Genomic DNA, 17482 nt, shown 5'->3' with positions numbered 1-17482 from the left:
TATGGTGAACAGCGATGAGCAGAAACTTCCTGCAGGAATTCCTGGAAGCGGTCGCAGAACGGGGGAGGGGCCTCATCGGCCTCGAACGCCCCTCATCCCAGGTGCGATCGGCCGATCTGCTGGCTCTCAGCAATGCGTTGCTGACCGGCCGGGGCGAGGTTTCCGGCGTCGCCTTGGCGCAGCAATGGCTCGATGCCTATGCTGCGGCCGATGACGAGCATCGCCGCCGCCATCTGGCGGCGCTGGCCGAGGACTTCGGCGCCGACCAGCCGCGCCTGGATGCGGCGATAGAGGCCTATCTCGGTGACAAGTCTCCCCGGACCATGGCCGAACTCAGCGCCGCTGCCGAGCCGAGGCGGCAGGAGCTCTTCCGCCGGCTCAACCGCCCCGCCGGCGGCACGGCCGCCTTGGTGCGCCTGCGCGAGGACGTCCTCGCCAGCCTGCCTGACAATGAGGAGTTGGAGGCTCTCGATGCGGATCTCGCCCATCTGTTCTCGTCCTGGTTCAACCGGGGTTTCCTGATGCTGAAGCGGATCGACTGGACGACGCCGGCGAACATCCTGGCCAAGATCATCCAGTATGAGGCCGTGCACACTATCCATAGCTGGGAGGATTTGCGCAGCCGGCTGGAGCCTTCGGACCGGCGCTGCTTCGCCTTCTTCCATCCGCAGATGGCGGACGAGCCGCTGGTGTTCGTCGAGGTTGCCCTTACGCAGGACATACCGGCGACCATCGCGCCGCTGCTCGCCCTCGAGCGCAAGCCGATCCGGGCCGAGGATGCGACCACGGCGGTGTTCTACTCGATCTCCAACTGCCAGGTCGGCCTGCGTCGCGTTTCTTTCGGCAATCTCCTGATCAAGCAGGTGGTCGAGGAACTCCGGCGCGATCTGCCAAAGCTGAAGAGTTTCGTCACCCTGTCGCCGGTTCCCGGATTCATGGGCTGGCTGAAGCGGGAACTCGCCAAGGAGGAGCCGCATATTCCAGGCGTGGCCGACCTCACGGTGCTGGAGGGGCTGTTCCGGCCTGCGGAGCACGGGGGAACCGGGCCGGCAGAGGCCATGCGTGAAGCGCAACTCGCGGCTGCCGCCCATTATTTCCTGGTGGCCCGGACACCATCGGGTGCGCCGATCGATCCGGTGGCGCGGTTCCATCTGGGCAATGGCGCCCGCCTCGAACGCATCAACTGGCGGGGTGACGTCTCGCCGAATGGGTTGCGCCAGGCCGGCGGTCTCATGGTCAATTATCTCTATGATCTCGATGCCATCGAAGACAATCACGAGGCCTTCGCCAATCAGGGCGTGATCGCCGCGAGCCCGGCCGTGCGCAAGCTTCTGAAAGCCACGGAAACGAAGCCGATGCGTCGCAAGACAGCCGTACCGGCCCTGCCACCACCCACCCGCAGCGCCGATCCGGCCCCGCGGCCTCGTCCCAATCCCTGAGGAAATTTGCGTGTCGAACCATCTGTTCAGCCTGATCCGTTCCCGGATGCCCGAAGCGGGGAGACCCTTCCTGACCCTCTCCGACGGCAGCGGCTTCGACTATGGCGCCGTGCTTGCCTGGTCGGGACGCTATGCCAACGCCCTGCGCGGCTACGGGGTCGAGACCGGCGACCGCGTGGTCGTCCAGGTCGAGAAGAGCCCACAGGCGGTGTTTCTCTATCTTGCCTGCCTGCGCGCCGGCGCGGTGTTCGTGCCCCTCAATACCGCCTACACCAAGGCGGAGCTCGACTATTTCGTCGGCGATGCCGAACCGCGCCTGCTGGTTTGTGCGCCTGAGAAGGCGGATGAACTGGGCGAGATCGGCACCCGGCTCGGCGCTGCCGTTGCAACCCTGGGAAGCCGTGACGACGGCTCGCTCGCCGAGGCAGCCAGGAGCGCGCCGGAAGCCTTCGACGACGTTGCGCGCGGCGAGGACGATCTGGCGGCGCTGCTCTACACCTCTGGCACTACCGGGCGCTCCAAGGGTGCGATGTTGACGCATGGCAACTTGGCTTCCAACGCCGTTACCCTGGCCGCCTATTGGCGCTTCAGCCAGGCCGACGTGCTGCTGCATGCCCTGCCGATCTTCCACACGCATGGCCTGTTCGTGGCCATCAACACCACGTTGATGGCAGGCTCCTCGCTGATCTTCCTGACGCGCTTCGATGCGGCGGAGGTGCTGCGCCACCTGCCCGAAGCAACCTGCATGATGGGGGTGCCGACCTTCTATGTCCGCCTCCTTCAGCAGGAGAGCCTCACGGCCGAGGCGACCGCCCATATGCGGCTGTTCGTGTCGGGATCGGCGCCCTTGCTGTCGGAGACCCATGAGCAATGGAGAGCGCGCACCGGCCATGCCATCCTCGAACGCTATGGCATGACCGAAACCAACATGATCACCTCCAACCCCTATGACGGGGCGCGCGTGGCCGGTGCCGTCGGCATGCCGCTGCCGGGCATCTCGCTGCGCATCACCAAACCCGAGACGGGCGAGGCCTTGCTGCAAGGCGAGATCGGCATGATCGAGGTGAAGGGCCCCAACGTGTTCAAGGGCTATTGGCGCATGCCGGAAAAGACCAAGTCGGAATTCCGGCCCGACGGCTTCTTCATCACCGGCGACCTCGGCAAGATCGATGCCCAGGGTTATGTCCACATCGTCGGACGTGGCAAGGACCTGGTGATCACCGGCGGCTACAACGTCTATCCCAAGGAAGTCGAGACGGAAATCGATGGCATTCCCGGCGTGTTCGAGAGCGCCGTCATCGGCGTGCCGCATGCCGATTTCGGCGAGGGCGTGACGGCCATCGTGGTGCGCAAGCCCGGCGCCACCGTGGAGGAACGAACGATCCTTCAGACCCTGGAAGGGCGCCTCGCCAAGTTCAAGCAGCCCAAGCGCGTGCTCTTCGTCGACGAATTGCCGCGCAACACCATGGGCAAGGTCCAGAAGAACGTGCTGCAGACGACCTATCGCGATCTTTACGTGCGGGGGTGATCGATATTGTCATCCCGGACGCGTTGCAGCACGAAGTGATGCAGCGCAGGTCCGGGATCGCAAGTCGGATGAGGCCATATCTCGATGCGGTCCCGCATCTGCGGCGCAGCATTGCATGCTGCACTGCGTGCGGGATGACACTCAGCCGAGCTTCGGCTCGAGCTGGGTCGACCAGAGCGAGGCATCGGCGGCGTCGCGCAAGGTGACGGTCATCACCCGCGTGTCGGCGGCGATGGCGACATGGCCGAAGAACTGCAGGCCGGCCGCGGGCGACAGGTTCTGCTGGCCGCCTTCCGGCGCCTTCACATATTTGAGCTCGGGCCCGAAGGTCATGTCGAGGTCGTTCGGGCCGAAGGTGCCCGAGTGGAGCGGGCCGGAGACGAACTCCCAGAAGGGATCGAAGTCCTGGAAAGCCGCCTTGTCCGGGTTGTAGTAATGGGCCGCGGTGTAGTGGACGTCGGCCGTCAGCCACACCGTGTTCTTCACGCCGGCCGCCTTGATGAAGCGCAGGAGATCGGCGAATTCGAGCTCGCGGCCGAGCGGCTTGCCATTGTCGTTGTTGGAGACGGCTTCGAAGCCCTTCTTCTGGTCGGCCTTGTCCCACACCACCAGAGCGAGCGGCATGTCGGCGGCGATCACCTTCCAGGTCGCCTTGGAGTTGGCGAGTTCGCGCTTGAGCCAGGCAAGCTGCTCGGCGCCGAGGAAGGCGGCTTCCCCACCTTCCGTGGCCTGCAGATTGTCGCCGTTGGGGCCGCGATAGGTGCGCATGTCGAGCATGAAGACGTCGAGCAGCGGGCCATAGGGGATCTTGCGATAGACCCGGCGCGGCTCGGCCAAAGTGGTGGCGATCGGCATATATTCGTGGAAGGCCTGTGCGGCGCGCGCCGCCAGGGCCGCAATCGACTTTTCCTTGTAGCGATCGTCGCTGAGCAGGTCCTTGGAGGACGACCAGTTGTTGGTCACCTCATGGTCGTCCCACTGGGTGATGACAGGAACCTGCTGATAGAGCGCGCGGAAATTCTTGTCCATGAGGTTGTATTTGTACTGTCCGCGATATTCGTCGAGGGTCTCGGCGACCTTGGACTTTTCCGGCGTGACGATGTTCTTCCAGATGGTGCCGTCAGGCAGCTTCACCTCGGGCTTGATCACGCCGTCGGCATAGATGTTGTCACCGGAATGGATGAAGAAATCCGGGTTGTGCTTGAGCATGGCCGAATAGATCTTCATGCCGCCACGGTCGGCATCGATGCCCCAGCCCTGGCCGGCGGTATCGCCGGACCAGACGAAGGAGACGTCACGCAGCCCGGCCGGAGCCGAGCGCAGATGTCCGGTGACGACCTCGCTCTCGACGCCGGTATGGGCGAGATCCTGGAAGCGCACGCGGTAGAAGATCTCCTGGTCCGCCGGCAGGCCTTCCGCCAAGATCTTCACGGTGTAGTCCGTCTCGGGGGAGGCCGTCACCGTCGGCAGCCGGTTCACGGTCTTGAAACTCTCGGTGGTCGACCATTCGAAGATCGCATTGGCTGGGCGGTCGGTGCGCGACCACAGCACGGCTCTGTCGCCGGCTACGTCGCCCGACTGCAGGCCGGCCGTAACCTGGGGACGATCGGCGGCACGGGAGACCCCCGGCATCGCCAGCGAACCCGTTGCACCGAGAAGGCCGGTTGCGGCGGTTGCGGTCAGGAAGCGGCGGCGGGACAAAGGTCTTTCGATGAAGCGCATGGCGACTCTCCGGCTTGAATTGCGCTCCTTCTTGGCCACCGACATGACAGAGGCATGTCAAATAGTTGGAGGAATTGTAAACTGTGCTCGAGAGGGGCGATGAACGGGTCTCATGCGGGGGCCTGCAGCAAAAATTCACAGGCGGCGCGCATCGGGTTATGGCATAGGGAGACGGGGATCTTCCATGCAGCAGACCGGGTATTTTATGACTTTCTTGAAGAAATCTGAGCGTAAGCACCGTGTTGCGCGCAAGGCAATGCTGGTGAGCGTCGCGCTGATCGGGTTGGTCTCGCCGCCGGCAATGGCAGAACCTGCCACCGAGCAGGGAGCCAAGGCGATCCGAGAAGAGATTGCTCGCTATCTTGGCCCGAAAGTGATCGAGAAGGGTATTGTCACGGTCAAGCCCAATGGCGACAGCTACGATCTCGTCTACGATCTCAGCAGCAGCAAGCTCGGCCTGCCTGCTGACGGTGCACAATTCAGCTTCGGTCCGCTTGCCACCCGCCTTACGCCGCAGGGAGGTGGCAAATACATCTTCGAGCAGACCACGCCTTCGCTCGATTTCACCTACAAATCAGGAAAGGCCGGCCCTCAGAGCGAACTGGTCCAGCGCCTGAAGAATTGCATCGGAAAGGGCGTTTTCGACCCCAAGGCCGTGCAATTCACCGATCAAACAATGAGCTGCGAGTCGGCCGTCTTCACCATGCGCTCGCCCATCGAGGACATCGACGCTAGCATCGGCAAGATCGATTTCACCATCACCGGAAAGGTGGGGGATGCCAGCAAGACGGACCTGAACATGACGGGCGACCTCCTGGACCTCGTCGAGACGGTCACCGTCAAAGATCCGGCCAACCCTGCCCCTCCCATGGTGCTGCGCGCCGATCGCGTGCACGAGACCTTCGTAGCCAGTGGCTTCAGCAGCCCGCAGTTCATGCAGGCCCTCGCCTATTTCGCGGCCCGCAAGGCTGGCGACAATGGCAAGGCGGCCCAGGAGCAGGCGCGGGCCAAGCTGAAGGCCGTATTGCCATTGTGGCAAACGCTGACGGCGCAGATCCGCTATGACAACATGACGGTGGGGACGCCCAAGGGCATCATCAAGATTGCCTCGGTGGATACCAATCTCGCCTCGAACGGCTTGGTGAAGACAAGCAATGTCGGCCTGAATCTGGCCATGAACGGTCTCGTCCTGCCGGACGGCATGATGCCAGACTGGGCCAAGTCCCTGGTGCCGGAAAAAGCTACCCTCGATTTCAACCTGACAGGGCTCGATCTCGAGACGATCGCCGGCAAGATGATCGAGGCTGGCACCGATGCAAAACCCGCCCAGGCCGACGCCTTAAAAGCGGTGCTGATGCCCTTGCTTCTGGCGAACCAGCCCAAGCTCACCTTCGGCCAGAGCCTGACGGCGCCCGCCTACGATGTGAAGGGGCAGGGGGAAACCTCACTGCTGCCCGCCCAGCAGGGCAAGGCTACGGTCTCTACCTCCAATCTGGATGGAATCGCCGCCGCTCTCGGAAAGGCCGGTGGCTCCGACCCCGGGCCGCAGCGCGCCGCCATGGGCATCGCCTTCCTGAAGGGCCTGGCGAAGACCGGGCCTGACGGCCGGCTGACCTGGGATATCGACTTCGACAGTCTCGCCCGCAAGGTCACTGTGAACGGCCAGTCCTTCGGGCCGGGTGCGCAGAAATAGGGCGCCTTCAACCTGCAAGCTGTGCTTTCGGCGGGCGGCCTTCCCTGAAAGGCCGCCTTCTTCGCGTCTAGAGCACCGAAGCGATCAGGCAAGCTCCTTGGACAGCAAATGGCGGACTTCCGTTACCAGGGCCGATTCGCCGGCCTGGGGCGGCAGGATGGAGAATTCGATGTCGGGCATGGCCGGAAGGCCGAAACCGGCGTCGAGAATGGCCATGCCGGCCGGTATGGCGGAACGGTTGAGGCAGGCCACGCCCAGGCCGGCGGCGAGCGCCAGATGCAGGCCGGCGACCCCGGCAGCCGAATGGGCGATCTCATAGTCGATATCGCCCTGGTTGAGCGTGCGGATGATCAGGCGCTGCAGCGCGCAGGCCTCGGGAAGCACCACCAGCGGCAGGCGCTGGCTGCCATCGAGCGCAAGGGTGGGAGAGGCCACCCACGACAGGGGTTCGCGGCCGAGCCGGATGCGGCCGTCCTCGCCCGGCGTGTCGTCGTCGAGAAGGCGCATGGACAGGCCGATGTCGAAGTCGCGGCGGCTCTCGATCATCAGGCTCTGGCGGGTGGCGACATGCAGCCTGAGTTGCGGATAGCGCTCGCGCAGGCGCTTGAGCAGGAGCGTGATCGTCGCCGGGCGGAAATAGTCGGTGATGGCCAGGCGCAGATCGCCGGCAAGTGGCATGCCCAGGACATCGCGAAAAGCTTCCTCGCTGAGGGCCAGCAGCCGGCGCGCATGCACGACCAGGCGCTCGCCCGCCGGCGTGAGGCTTGCACCGAGTTTGCCGCGCACCAGCAGGGTTACGCCGCAATGCTGCTCGAGCTTGCGCATCTGTTCGCTGACGGCCGATTGCGAGCGGTGGACCCGTGGCGCCGCTGCCGACAGGCTGCCTGTTTCGGCGATGGCGACGAGCGTTTGCAGCAGGTCGAGGTCGAAGGAGCGCATTTATCCATCCTATTTTCCGATGGATAATATCATATCTTCCCGCTTTTCCGAATGAAAGCTTCGCTTCATACAGGCGCTGTCCCCCATGAAGGAGCTGACATGCCCGGTATCTTTCTCACCGTTTCCGGCCAGGCCGACGGCAGCCTCACCCGCCGCCTTGCCGACGAAGTCGCGCGTCTCACCTGCACCGTCCTGCGCAAAGAGCCCGATCGCACCCTGGTGACGGTCGACTATCTGCCGCATGAGCAATGGTTCATTGCGGGGCAGTCCCTGGCGGAGCTCGGCAAGAACTCGTTCCGCCTGGAAGTGACGGTCACCGACGAGACCAATACCCGGGAGGAGAAGGCCGCCTTCCTCGCCCAGGCCTTTGAGCTGCTGTCGGCGATAATTGGAAACGTTCATTCCCATTCCAATGTCCACATCGTGGATTGCCGGGCGACGACCTATGGCTATGGCGGCATCACCCAGGATCGCCACTATCATGAGAGCGCGAGAGGATGACCGCCTCGGCGGGCAGTCGGAGTTTCGAATGTCTAGTCTACGTTTGTATATGTTCCAGTCCGGCACCCAGCGCTGCAAGCTGCACCACATCAAGATGAACCAGGGCGAGGGGGAGGACTACGAGATCCCGGTTCCCTGGTTCCTGGTGATGCATCCGAAGGGAGCCGTGCTGATCGACGGAGGTCTGGCGACTGAAGGCCTTGCTGATCCCGGTGCCTATTGGGGTGGCAGCGTCGAAGTCTTCCGGCCGGTGATGACGCCCGAACAAGGCTGCCTCGCCCAGCTTCAGGCTCTCGGCGTCCAGCCCGGCAATATCCGCTTCGTGTTGCTCTCGCACCTGCATTCGGACCATAGCGGCGCCGTCGGTCGCTTTCCCAACGCCACGCACATCGTGCAGCGCCGGGAATATGAGTACGCCTTCACCCCCGACTGGTTCGCGGCGGCAGCCTATGTCCGCCGTGACTTCGACCGGCCGGGCCTCGCCTGGCATTTCCTCGAGGGGGAGGCGACCGACGATTTCGATCTCTATGGCGATGGCAGCATCCGGATCCTGTTCACCCCAGGGCATTCGCCCGGCCATCAATCCGTGCTGGTCAACCTTCCGAACAGCGGGCCGTTCCTGCTGGCGATCGATGCCGCCTATACCTGGGATCATTGGAGCGAGAAGGCGCTGCCGGGCCTGATGTGCTCGGCCAGCGACGTGGCGCGGTCGGTACGCAAGCTGCGTTTCCTCGCCGACCGGGTGGGGGCGACCGTGGTGCCGGGCCACGATCCCGAGGCCTGGACCGGTTTCAGGCAGGCCCCGCATTTCTACGACTGACGCGCCCGTTCCCCAGCATGTCTGCCCGCTCAGGCCTCCAGCGCCTGGGCGAGGTCGGCGATCAAGTCCTCGGCATTCTCGATGCCGACGCTGAGCCGGATGGTCGCGTCGGTCACGCCGAGCTGGGCCCTCAGTTCGGCCGGTACGCCCGAATGGGTGGTCGAGGCGGGATGGCTGGCGAGCGACTCGGTGCCGCCGAGGCTGACGGCGAGCTTGAACACCTTGAGTGCGTTGAGTAGCCGGAAGGCCTCGGCCTGGCCGCCCTTGATCTCGATCGAGAAGGTCGAGCCGGCGCCGGTGCATTGGCGCTCGAATACCCGTCGCGCCGGGCTGTCTTCCGGCAGTGCGTGCAAGGCATGCACGGCGGCGACGCCGGCATGAGCGGCCAGGAAGTCGGCAACGGCAATCGCATTGCGTGCGGCCGCCTGCATGCGCAGCGACAAGGTTTCGAGCGAACGGCCGAGCATCCAGCAGGTGTGGGGATCGAGCTGCGTGCCGATGGCACTGCGCAAGGTGCGCACGGGCTTCAGCACGGCCTTGCTGCCGATGGCCGCGCCGGCGATCAGGTCGCTGTGGCCGCCGATATATTTGGTAGCCGAATAGACCACGATGTCGACGCCATGGCCGAGGGGGCGCTGGAAGAGCGGACCCAGCAGTGTATTGTCGCAGACGATCACCGGCCGCGCACCCTGGAGCTCGGCGATGCGATCGGCCGCCTCGCTGATGAGGGAGAAATCGACCAGGGTGTTGACCGGATTGGACGGGGTCTCGATCAGGATGACGCTGACACGGCCCGCCGTCATCGCCTTGTCGGCCGCCTCACTGATTGTTGCGGCATGCAGACCGTCGATGAAACCCGTGTGCCCGATGCCGAAATCGGCAAGTGTACGGGCGAGCAACGTCTCGGTGCCGCCATAGAGGGGCTGGCTATGCAGCACGACATCGCCGGGACGGGCATAGGCCAGCACAGCCATGGAGATGGCCGCCATGCCCGAGGAGAACAGCAGGGCGGCTTCGCCGCCCTCATAGATGGCGAGGCGATCCTCGACGATCTCGGTGTTGGGATGGTTGAAGCGCGAATAGACCAGGCCCGCCGCACTGCCGGCGGGGGGCGAGCGTCGGCCGGAGGTATAGTCGAAGAAATCGCGACCATCCTCGGCCGATTGGAACACGAAGGTGGAGGTGAGGAATACCGGTGGCTTCACCGAGCCTTCCGACAGGGCCGGGTCATAGCCATAGCCCAGCATCAGGGTTTCGGGATGCAGGGGATGATTGCCCAATGTGTGCTTGTGGCTGCGATCGACGGCCATGACCGGCTCCTCTCACGGATTGCCTCGCTGGTGGTCCGTGGGATGGTGCTGCCGGCGAGGTCAGTTTGTCAAAAGGCGAGGCGATGGAGGGAAGGAAAAGGGGCGAGAAACGTGGCCGGGTGGATTGGCACACGTCGCTCTTCAGTCCCCAGGTGCGGCAAGCCTCGGCGTGCCGAGCTTGAACCAGGCCTTGGCGATCCTGCCGTCCTCGACCTGGTAGATCGCCATCACGTCGACCTCGCCTCGGCCCTCTGGGAAATTGCGGGTGACGATTTCGCGGTCCACCACCAGGGTGCCGACCGAGAGCCGGCCGATCAGCTTGCCGTGCAAATCGGGTTCGCGAAAACGAACGAGGTGGCGGGCCCGGATTTCGGCGGCGCCCGCCGCCAGCAAGGTCGAAGGATGCTCGAAGACCAGCGCATCCTCATGCCAGAAGGTCATGAAGGCTTCGATGTCGCGGGCATTATAGGCGGCGAGCTGGCCGGCAATCACGGCTTCTGCTGCGGAGGCGTCCATCTTGGTTGTCCCAAATAGGCAGGTGACACCGTTCGTCATTACGGGAGAAGGGGGCCACGTAAAGGTTAGCCCGGCAGGCCCAACGCGGCCCGCCTCTTCTTCGAGAGGCCCCGCGAGACGATCAGATGGGACTGGCGCAGATAATCGCGCAGATCCTCGTCGCTCAGGCCGGGTTCGGCGTAATGCTGGATCCATTTCATGCCGCGCGAGGCCAGATAGGGCGCCGGGCGCAGACCCGGCTGTTCTTTCAACACCTCATAGGAGATGTCGCTGACCTTGAAGGTGTAGCGCGGTTCGCCGTCCTGCTGGCCGCCGATGGCGAAGACCTTGTCGCCGACCTTCCAGACATGGGCGCCGCCCCATTGCACCACATGGCTGGTGGCCGGGAGCGTGCCACAGAAGGCGTTGTATTCGTCGCGGGTCATGACGCCAAAGCTGGAAGCTTGCGGATGGCGACCTTGTTGTCGTGGAAAGCGCCGCCGCCGACGGGGGCGGGCGCGTCGGCCCCGGTCAAGGTGTTGATGCCCTTGCCGTCTTCATAGGCGCTGTTCGGCCAGATCGATTCCGCCACCAGCACGCCGCGGCGCAGGCCTTCGAAGAGCTTGGCATGCAGTCGCACCTTGCCGCGCGGGCTTTCCAGCTCGACCTTGTCACCATCCTCTATGCCGTGGGCGGCGGCATCGTCGGGATGGATCAGCACATCGGGCCGTTCTTCCTTGGCGAGCGAGGTCGGAGTTTCAGTGAAGCTCGAATTGAGGAAGTTCCGGGCCGGGCTGGTGGTCAGGCGGAAGGGGAAGATGTCGTCGGCCAGTTCGATCGCCGTCCAGTAATCGGGGAAGGCGGGCATGTCGTGCACGGGCCCGAACTTGGCGGGAGCCGCATAGGGGTTCTTCGGCCAGTCGGCCTTGAGGCGGAACTTGCCGTCCGGCCAGCCGAACCCCTTCAGGAAATGGGCGTCCTCGAAAGGCTGCTGCACGTCGAGCCAGCGCTTTTCCTCCAACTCGGCCAGCGTGCCGCGCTTGGAGGCTTGAAGCGTGCGGTCGATCAGCTCGCGCGGATCCATGGCAAAGGCTGGGTGCTCGGCGCCGACGCGGACAGCGATGGCGCTGATCACCTCGTGATTGTTGCGGCATTCGCCCGGCGGCTCGATCAGCTTGGGACCGAGCAGGATGTGCTGCTGCCCGCCGCCCTGGTAGACGTCGTCATGTTCGACGAACATGGTAGCCGGCAGGATGAGGTCGGCCATGCGGGCGGTATCCGTCATCACCTGCTCATGCACCACGGTGAAGAGGTCCTCGCGGGCAAAGCCCTGCTTCACCAGGTCCTGGTCAGGCGCGACCGCCATCGGATTGGTGTTCTGGATCAGCAGCATCTTCACCGGGCCGCCGCCGCACAATGCCTCGGCATCGCCGGTGAGGATGGGGCCGATGCGGGATTGGTCGAGCTCGCGCACCTTGGGGTCGCGCACGTCCAGCCCCTCGATCAGGGTCTTGCGCCAGCCGAACATGCCTGAATTGGAATGCAGCGCGCCGCCGCCCTCATATTGCCAGGCGCCCATCACCACGGGAATGGCACTGACCGCATGCATCGAGGCCGCACCGTTGCGCGAACGGGCAAAGCCATAGCCAAGGCGGAAGAAGGTACGGGGGCGCTCGCCGAGCAGCCTGGCCAGCGCTTCGATCTCCGTTACCGGCACGCCGGTGATATCGGAAGCCCATTGCGGCGTGCGGCTGGCCAGATGGGCTTCGAACTCAGCCGGGTGATCGGCGAATTTGGCGAGATAGGCCCGGTCGGCATAGCCGTCACGGAACAGCACATGCATGAGGGCGCAGGCCAGCGCACCGTCCGTGCCCGGCTTGAGGATGATCTTGATGTCAGCCTGCTGCATGGTGGCGTTGTCATAGACGTCGACGGCCACGATCTTGGTGCCGCGCTTCTTGCGGGCAGAGGCGGCGTGGGTCATCACATTGATCTGCGTCACCACCGCATTGGTGCCCCACAGCACGATGCAGTCCGATTGAGCCATCTCGCGCGGATCGGTGCCGGTCATGCGGCCATGGCCGGCGAGATAGCCCGACCAGGACAGAGAGGTGCAGATGGTGGAATACTGGCCCGAATAGAGCTTGGCATTGCGCAGGCGGTTGATGCCGTCGCGCATGACCAGGCCCATGGTGCCGGCATAGTAATAGGGCCAGACACTTTCGGCTCCGAAGTCGCGTTCTGCGGCCAGCATGGCCTCGGCGGTGCGGTCGAGCGCCTCGTCCCAGCCGATGCGCGTATATTGGCCCGATCCCTTTGGCCCGGTGCGCAACAGCGGATGGAGCAAGCGATCCTTGTGATGCACGCGCTCGGCATAGCGGGCGACCTTGGCGCAGATCACGCCCTTGGTGAAGCTGTTGTCGGCGGCGCCATAGACCCGGCCCATCGTGTTGCGATCGAGCACTTCGATCTCGAGGGCGCAGGTCGAGGGGCAATCATGCGGGCAGGCGGAGGCCCTGCGGATCGGGCCGAGCGGTTTGTTCATCGGGGTCTCGTCATGTCACGACGGCATCGTAAGGCGAGGGCGCTACAAGAACCAGCCCTGCCTGCGACCATTGCGAGAATTCATCGATCCATTCACACGATGAATAGGCCGAGTGCGCCTTTGGCACCACGGCTGCGTTTGTTTTATGAAGGGGCGGGAGCCACGGAGTGTCAGCCTCTCAGCTCCATCAGGTGATGGAGTGGGGCTGACACTCCAAATCCCGCTTAAATGAAAAACCAAGATTGCCATTACGCCAATGCGCGCGCTGCTTCGAGCACTTCGGCGACATGGTTGGCGACGCGCACCTTCGACCAGACGCGGGCGACGACGCCCTTGCCGTCGATCAGCAGCGTGGTGCGTTCGATGCCGAGATAGGTGCGACCATACATTTGCTTCTCACCCCACACACCGTAGGCATTGAGCATATCGAGGCTTTCGTCGGAGGCGATTGCCGTGGTCAATCCGTGCTTTGCCACGAATTTCTGCTGCTTGCGCACAGGGTCATGCGAGACGCCGAGCAGTTCCGTGCCGGCGGCGGCGAAATCCGCCTTGGCGGCTGAAAACTCCACGGCTTCACGGGTGCAGGCCTGTGTATCCGCTTTGGGATAGAAGAAGATCACCAGTTTGCGGCCTTGGAAATCTGCAAGCCGGATCGTGCCGCCATCGGCAAGTGGCAGAGAAAAGGCGGGAGCGGCCTCACCGGCCTGCAGGGGATGCATATGCCATCCTTTCGGCAAAATGGTACGTCAAGGCACAATCGTGTATGTTTCGGAGCAGGCACGGTCCAGGCCGTTTTGCATCCATGGCCCTCATCTATCGGGATGAGGAAGTCCGGTGTGTGTTTGCCCAGCGTATTCGTGAGAAAGACGATATTAAATTGTCGACTTATCTCAACAATTTGCATCTTCATCCTACTGCGTTTCCTTAACGGTGCGGCAACCTGGGTGAGGCCATGATCCCAGCGGCATGCCGTGGGGCATGAAGGATCGAGCGCAAGGGGCTGGCGAATCGTTGATGGCGAGGGACGCACACAACGCAGTGCATGAAACGACGGCTGCCGCCGATGAACCGGCGGCCCTGGAGAACGCTGCGGGCCAATTGCCATACGACCATCCCGTGGAGGCGTTGCCGGCAGATTCAGAAGCACCGCCCGTGGCCTCCCCGGCCCGGCCGCGGCGCGGTAGCGGCCGGGTGCTGTTGCGAAGTGCCGTTTCCGTGGTCGTTACGGCTGCGGTGGTGGTCGGGGCTGCCATTGGCATCTTCTATTGGCGGCTGGGCAATGGTCCTCTATCGCTGCCTTTCATCACCCAGACCGTGCATCAGGCCATCGCCGCCAAATTGCCGCCGGGCTATCGCCTCAGCCTGGACGATGTGGCGATCGAACGCCGCCCGGAGGGGCTGATTGCGATGATCCGCGGCGTGACCGTCAGGGAACATGACGTCGTGATCGCCTCGGCACCGCGCGTTTATGCCGGTTTCGATCTGACGTCGCTGCTCCTTGGCGACGTCACGGCGCGATCGATCGTGGTGGAGGGCGCGGCGGCTACCGTCAATGTCAGCATCGACGGCCGATTCACGCTCCAGGCCGGGGTCGATACCACGGCCCCACCCGCGGGCGGGGCCCTGTCGCTTGCGGCGGTTCTCAACGGCTTCGACACGATGATCGCCTCGATCGGCTCCATCGACAGGGTCGAGTTGCGCGATGCCGCGCTGGCCGTGCACGACCAGGCGATCGGCCATGACACTGTTCATCGCGGCATCAATCTGACCGTTCGCCGGACCGCCGCTGCCGGTGGCCTGTCGGTGGCCCTGGCCGCCGCGGGCGGCTCCATCAATGCCACCACCGAAGGAGGAGACGGCGATCCGCGCTCGATCGATGTCAAGGCCAGCAATATTGGCGTCACCGAACTCGTTGCCGCGTTGGCGCCGGGTGTCGAACAGCCATCGGTCAAGGCCTCCTTCGATGTGCTGGCCCGTGCGACCATCAATCCCGACGGTTCGGTCGAGATGGCCGAGGTCAGCGTTACCAGCGCCGGGGGCAGTTGGAATGTCGAGCCGAAGGAACCGCCCTTCGTGTTCGACGGCGCTCAGATCAGCCTGAACTGGAACAAGACGGCTGGCACCGTCCAGGTTGTCCAGGCCATGGTCAGATCGGGTGAGGGCATCCTGGATTTCAAGGGCAAGGTCGTTCCGCCTTCCGACGCGACGGGGCCGGTCTGGACCTACGATCTGCAGGCGCCGGACGTGCTGCTGGCAGGCCGCCGCGAGGAACGTCCGCCGCTGAAGCTCGACCGCATCGATCTTGCCGGACGCTATGATCCCGCCACCAATCGTCTCAGCCTGGACAAGGGCGAGGTGCTGGGGCCGACCGTCGCCATTGATTTCAGCGGCGCTGTCGGCTTCGGCGGCAAGACCCCCGCGATCGACCTGACGGCGAAGGCCAAGACCCTGTCGGCCGTGGCGCTGACCCGGATATGGCCCGTCTTCTCGATACCTGAGGCCAAGATCTGGCTGGAGGATCATATCAAGGGCGGTGTCGCCGATGGAGCGACGCTCAAGCTCGCTATTCCCCAGGGAGCGCTCGCTTCGGTCAATGGCAAGACTCCCCCCCTGCCGGACGAGGCGCTTTCCGGCTCGGTCCCGATGTCGAAAGGCATTGTTCAGATCGTCGATACGCTGCCGCCGATCAGCGATGCCGAGGGCAGGGTCGATTTCTCGGGCCGTCGTCTTACTGTCAGTATCGACAGCGCTTCGGTCGAGACCGGTGACACCGGTACGCTCGCCCTTGCCGACGGGACCTACAAGATCAACGATTTCGCCCAGAAGCCGCCGAGCCAGTCCGCGGTTTTCGGAGTGAAAGGTCCGGCACAGGCGGTAGCCAAGCTGATGACCATGCCGCCGTTGGCCGAGGCCGCCAAGGGCATGGATATCAAGCCCGATGAGGTCAATGGCATAGCCGATCTCAAGGTCAAGCTCGACCTGCCGCTGATCGACCATCCCCGTCCTGACGACATCAAATATGCCATCACGGGCGGCGTGCAGGAAATGCAGATCGATCACGTTGCCGGCAGTAGCTTGCAGAACGGCACGATGAAGCTCTCGCTAGAGCCGGGACTGATGCTGCTCACCGGCAAGGGCGTCTTCGATGGGCTGCCGGCCAATTTCGACCTGCGCAAGGCCGAAGGCCAGGAACCACAGATGGCCCTCAGCGTCATCCTGGATGAGGCGACGAGAAAGCGTAAGGGCTTCGATTTCGGCGATGCGCTGACGGGGCCCGTTCAGGCCGACATTCACCCGGTCGCCGATCCGCGCGACCCGCGCTACGATGTGGACATCGATCTGGCCGCGGTGCGTATCAAGGACCTGTTGCCGGGCTGGCAGAAGCCGGCCGGCGCTCCGGGCAAGCTCAGCTTCAGTTGGGATCCCGCCGACAAGGGCGGCGGTACGCTCGACAAGCTGACGCTGGACAGCGGGCCGGTCTCGCTGCGCGGCACCGTGACGCTCGGCCCGGACAACAAGCTGCGCAAGGCGATGATGGATAGGATCAGCCTGTCGCCGGGCGATGATTTCCAGGGTGTTTTCGAGCCGCTCGGCAATGGTTGGAAGGTATTCGTGCGCGGCAACCGGCTCGATGCCCGCCCCTTGCTGTCGATGCTGCAGAAGCGGGCCAAGGGTGGCAGCGCCAGCACCAGCGTCAATGCCGACATCAGGCTGGGCCAGGTGGTCGGCTTCAACGACGAGACGCTCGCCGATCTCGGCCTGATGCTGGACAGCAAGGGCACGACGATCCGCAAGCTCGATCTCAGCAGCAGGCTGGTCAATGGCCAGCTCACCGCCTCGCTGGGCAATGAGGGGCGTGACGGCAATCTTGTCACGGTCCAGTCCACCAATGCCGGTGCCGTCATGCGTTTCCTGGATCTCTACACCCGTCTGCGCGGCGGTGCGCTCGGTGCCCGCTTCTCACCGGTGATCGACAATATGCGCGGCCGCCTGGTGATGCGCAGCTTCTCGGTGGAGAACGAGACGGCTCTGGGGCAATATCGCAGCACGTTGAAGAATGCGGGCAAACTCTCTTCATATGCGCCTGGCAGCGGCGACTCCGCCCAGTTCACCAGACTCGAACTCGCCTTCACCCGGACGGCCTCGCGTATCGGCATCCTGGATTCGGTCGTCTGGGGGCCGGATGTCGGCGTCAGCCTGTCGGGCGCCCTCGACTATGGCACGGATAGGGTCAACCTCACCGGCACCTTCGTGCCTGCCTATGCCCTGAACAACATCTTCTCCAAGATCCCGCTCATCGGCGGCCTGCTGAGCGGCGGCCAATATGGCGGCTTGTTCGCCATCAACTTCAAGGTATCGGGCCGGGTCAATGCGCCGGTGCTCACGGTCAACCCGCTTTCGGCGATTGCGCCCGGCTTCCTGCGCAAGATCTTCGAGTTCCAGAAGCAGACCAATTGAGAGCTGTCCCGGTACCGCTCCGGCCCTGTACT

13 protein-coding genes are annotated in these 17482 nt (G+C 64.0%); 6 read left to right on the top strand and 7 right to left on the bottom strand.

What is annotated here, in order from left to right:
• The first annotated feature begins 14 nt into the window (after nucleotides 1-14).
• Nucleotides 15-1439, top strand: a complete 1425-nt coding sequence (locus tag ACZYTC_RS11790) for a malonyl-CoA decarboxylase (RefSeq protein ID WP_488989679.1) — start codon at nucleotides 15-17, stop codon at nucleotides 1437-1439.
• Nucleotides 1440-1449: 10 nt separating this feature from the next.
• Complete coding sequence (locus tag ACZYTC_RS11785) at nucleotides 1450-2967, top strand: malonate--CoA ligase (RefSeq protein ID WP_488989678.1); 1518 nt, start codon at nucleotides 1450-1452, stop codon at nucleotides 2965-2967.
• 141 nt (nucleotides 2968-3108) lie between these two features.
• On the opposite strand, the gene ACZYTC_RS11780 is transcribed toward ACZYTC_RS11785, so the two are convergent.
• On the bottom strand, nucleotides 3109-4689 hold the full coding sequence (locus ACZYTC_RS11780) for an alkaline phosphatase D family protein (RefSeq protein ID WP_434955897.1): 1581 nt from the start codon (nucleotides 4687-4689) through the stop codon (nucleotides 3109-3111).
• Nucleotides 4690-4951: 262 nt separating this feature from the next.
• Between ACZYTC_RS11780 and ACZYTC_RS11775 the strand changes: the two genes are divergently transcribed.
• Nucleotides 4952-6382 (top strand): hypothetical protein, encoded by a 1431-nt coding sequence (locus ACZYTC_RS11775; protein WP_488989677.1) that lies wholly within the window; start codon nucleotides 4952-4954, stop codon nucleotides 6380-6382.
• Between the two features lie 84 nt (nucleotides 6383-6466).
• Here the strand turns inward: ACZYTC_RS11775 and ACZYTC_RS11770 are convergent, their stop codons facing one another.
• A complete protein-coding gene (locus ACZYTC_RS11770) occupies nucleotides 6467-7321 on the bottom strand; it encodes a LysR family transcriptional regulator (RefSeq protein ID WP_488989676.1) in 855 nt (284 codons plus the stop codon).
• A gap of 99 nt (nucleotides 7322-7420) precedes the next feature.
• Between ACZYTC_RS11770 and ACZYTC_RS11765 the strand changes: the two genes are divergently transcribed.
• Both ACZYTC_RS11765 and attM read left to right on the top strand, forming a co-directional pair.
• Nucleotides 7421-7822 (top strand): tautomerase family protein, encoded by a 402-nt coding sequence (locus tag ACZYTC_RS11765; RefSeq protein WP_488989675.1) that lies wholly within the window; start codon nucleotides 7421-7423, stop codon nucleotides 7820-7822.
• Between the two features lie 28 nt (nucleotides 7823-7850).
• Entirely contained in the window at nucleotides 7851-8642 is a 792-nt protein-coding gene (attM, locus tag ACZYTC_RS11760; RefSeq protein WP_488989674.1) for an AttM family quorum-quenching N-acyl homoserine lactonase, read from the top strand.
• A 29-nt stretch (nucleotides 8643-8671) separates the two neighbouring features.
• Here attM and ACZYTC_RS11755 read toward each other — a convergent pair whose 3' ends face one another.
• From ACZYTC_RS11755 to ACZYTC_RS11735, 5 genes are all read right to left on the bottom strand, one after another.
• Complete coding sequence (locus ACZYTC_RS11755; RefSeq protein ID WP_488989673.1) at nucleotides 8672-9952, bottom strand: cystathionine gamma-synthase family protein; 1281 nt, start codon at nucleotides 9950-9952, stop codon at nucleotides 8672-8674.
• Between the two features lie 141 nt (nucleotides 9953-10093).
• Nucleotides 10094-10468: a nuclear transport factor 2 family protein gene (locus tag ACZYTC_RS11750; protein ID WP_488989672.1), complete on the bottom strand. Its 375-nt coding sequence runs from the start codon at nucleotides 10466-10468 to the stop codon at nucleotides 10094-10096.
• Between the two features lie 65 nt (nucleotides 10469-10533).
• Entirely contained in the window at nucleotides 10534-10893 is a 360-nt protein-coding gene (locus ACZYTC_RS11745) for an MmcQ/YjbR family DNA-binding protein (protein WP_434955904.1), read from the bottom strand.
• Nucleotides 10890-12992, bottom strand: coding sequence for a molybdopterin-containing oxidoreductase family protein (locus ACZYTC_RS11740; protein WP_488989671.1), 2103 nt, complete (start codon nucleotides 12990-12992; stop codon nucleotides 10890-10892). The genes ACZYTC_RS11745 and ACZYTC_RS11740 overlap by 4 nt, the downstream gene beginning before the upstream one ends.
• Nucleotides 12993-13240: 248 nt before the next feature.
• Nucleotides 13241-13711, bottom strand: coding sequence for a peroxiredoxin (locus tag ACZYTC_RS11735; RefSeq protein ID WP_441772597.1), 471 nt, complete (start codon nucleotides 13709-13711; stop codon nucleotides 13241-13243).
• A gap of 295 nt (nucleotides 13712-14006) precedes the next feature.
• Here ACZYTC_RS11735 and ACZYTC_RS11730 point away from each other — a divergent pair, with 295 nt between their 5' ends.
• Complete coding sequence (locus ACZYTC_RS11730) at nucleotides 14007-17450, top strand: YhdP family protein (protein WP_488989670.1); 3444 nt, start codon at nucleotides 14007-14009, stop codon at nucleotides 17448-17450.
• Nucleotides 17451-17482: the final 32 nt, after the last annotated feature.

The sequence above is a fragment of the Labrys sp. F242 genome, from assembly GCF_057813875.1.
Note: the sequence above shows the minus strand (reverse complement) of the source record. Positions and strands in the feature narration are given on the sequence as shown.

Excerpts from the sequence above, each read along its gene's own strand:
- ACZYTC_RS11790 (WP_488989679.1), top strand. The coding sequence starts at position 15 with ATGAGCAGAAACTTCCTGCAGGAATTCCTGGAAGCGGTCGCAGAACGG.
- ACZYTC_RS11780 (WP_434955897.1), bottom strand. The coding sequence starts at position 4,689 with ATGCGCTTCATCGAAAGACCTTTGTCCCGCCGCCGCTTCCTGACCGCA.
- ACZYTC_RS11770 (WP_488989676.1), bottom strand. The coding sequence starts at position 7,321 with ATGCGCTCCTTCGACCTCGACCTGCTGCAAACGCTCGTCGCCATCGCC.
- ACZYTC_RS11765 (WP_488989675.1), top strand. The coding sequence starts at position 7,421 with ATGCCCGGTATCTTTCTCACCGTTTCCGGCCAGGCCGACGGCAGCCTC.
- attM (WP_488989674.1), top strand. The coding sequence starts at position 7,851 with ATGTCTAGTCTACGTTTGTATATGTTCCAGTCCGGCACCCAGCGCTGC.
- ACZYTC_RS11755 (WP_488989673.1), bottom strand. The coding sequence starts at position 9,952 with ATGGCCGTCGATCGCAGCCACAAGCACACATTGGGCAATCATCCCCTG.
- ACZYTC_RS11750 (WP_488989672.1), bottom strand. The coding sequence starts at position 10,468 with ATGGACGCCTCCGCAGCAGAAGCCGTGATTGCCGGCCAGCTCGCCGCC.
- ACZYTC_RS11745 (WP_434955904.1), bottom strand. The coding sequence starts at position 10,893 with ATGACCCGCGACGAATACAACGCCTTCTGTGGCACGCTCCCGGCCACC.
- ACZYTC_RS11740 (WP_488989671.1), bottom strand. The coding sequence starts at position 12,992 with ATGAACAAACCGCTCGGCCCGATCCGCAGGGCCTCCGCCTGCCCGCAT.
- ACZYTC_RS11735 (WP_441772597.1), bottom strand. The coding sequence starts at position 13,711 with ATGCATCCCCTGCAGGCCGGTGAGGCCGCTCCCGCCTTTTCTCTGCCA.
- ACZYTC_RS11730 (WP_488989670.1), top strand. The coding sequence starts at position 14,007 with ATGGCGAGGGACGCACACAACGCAGTGCATGAAACGACGGCTGCCGCC.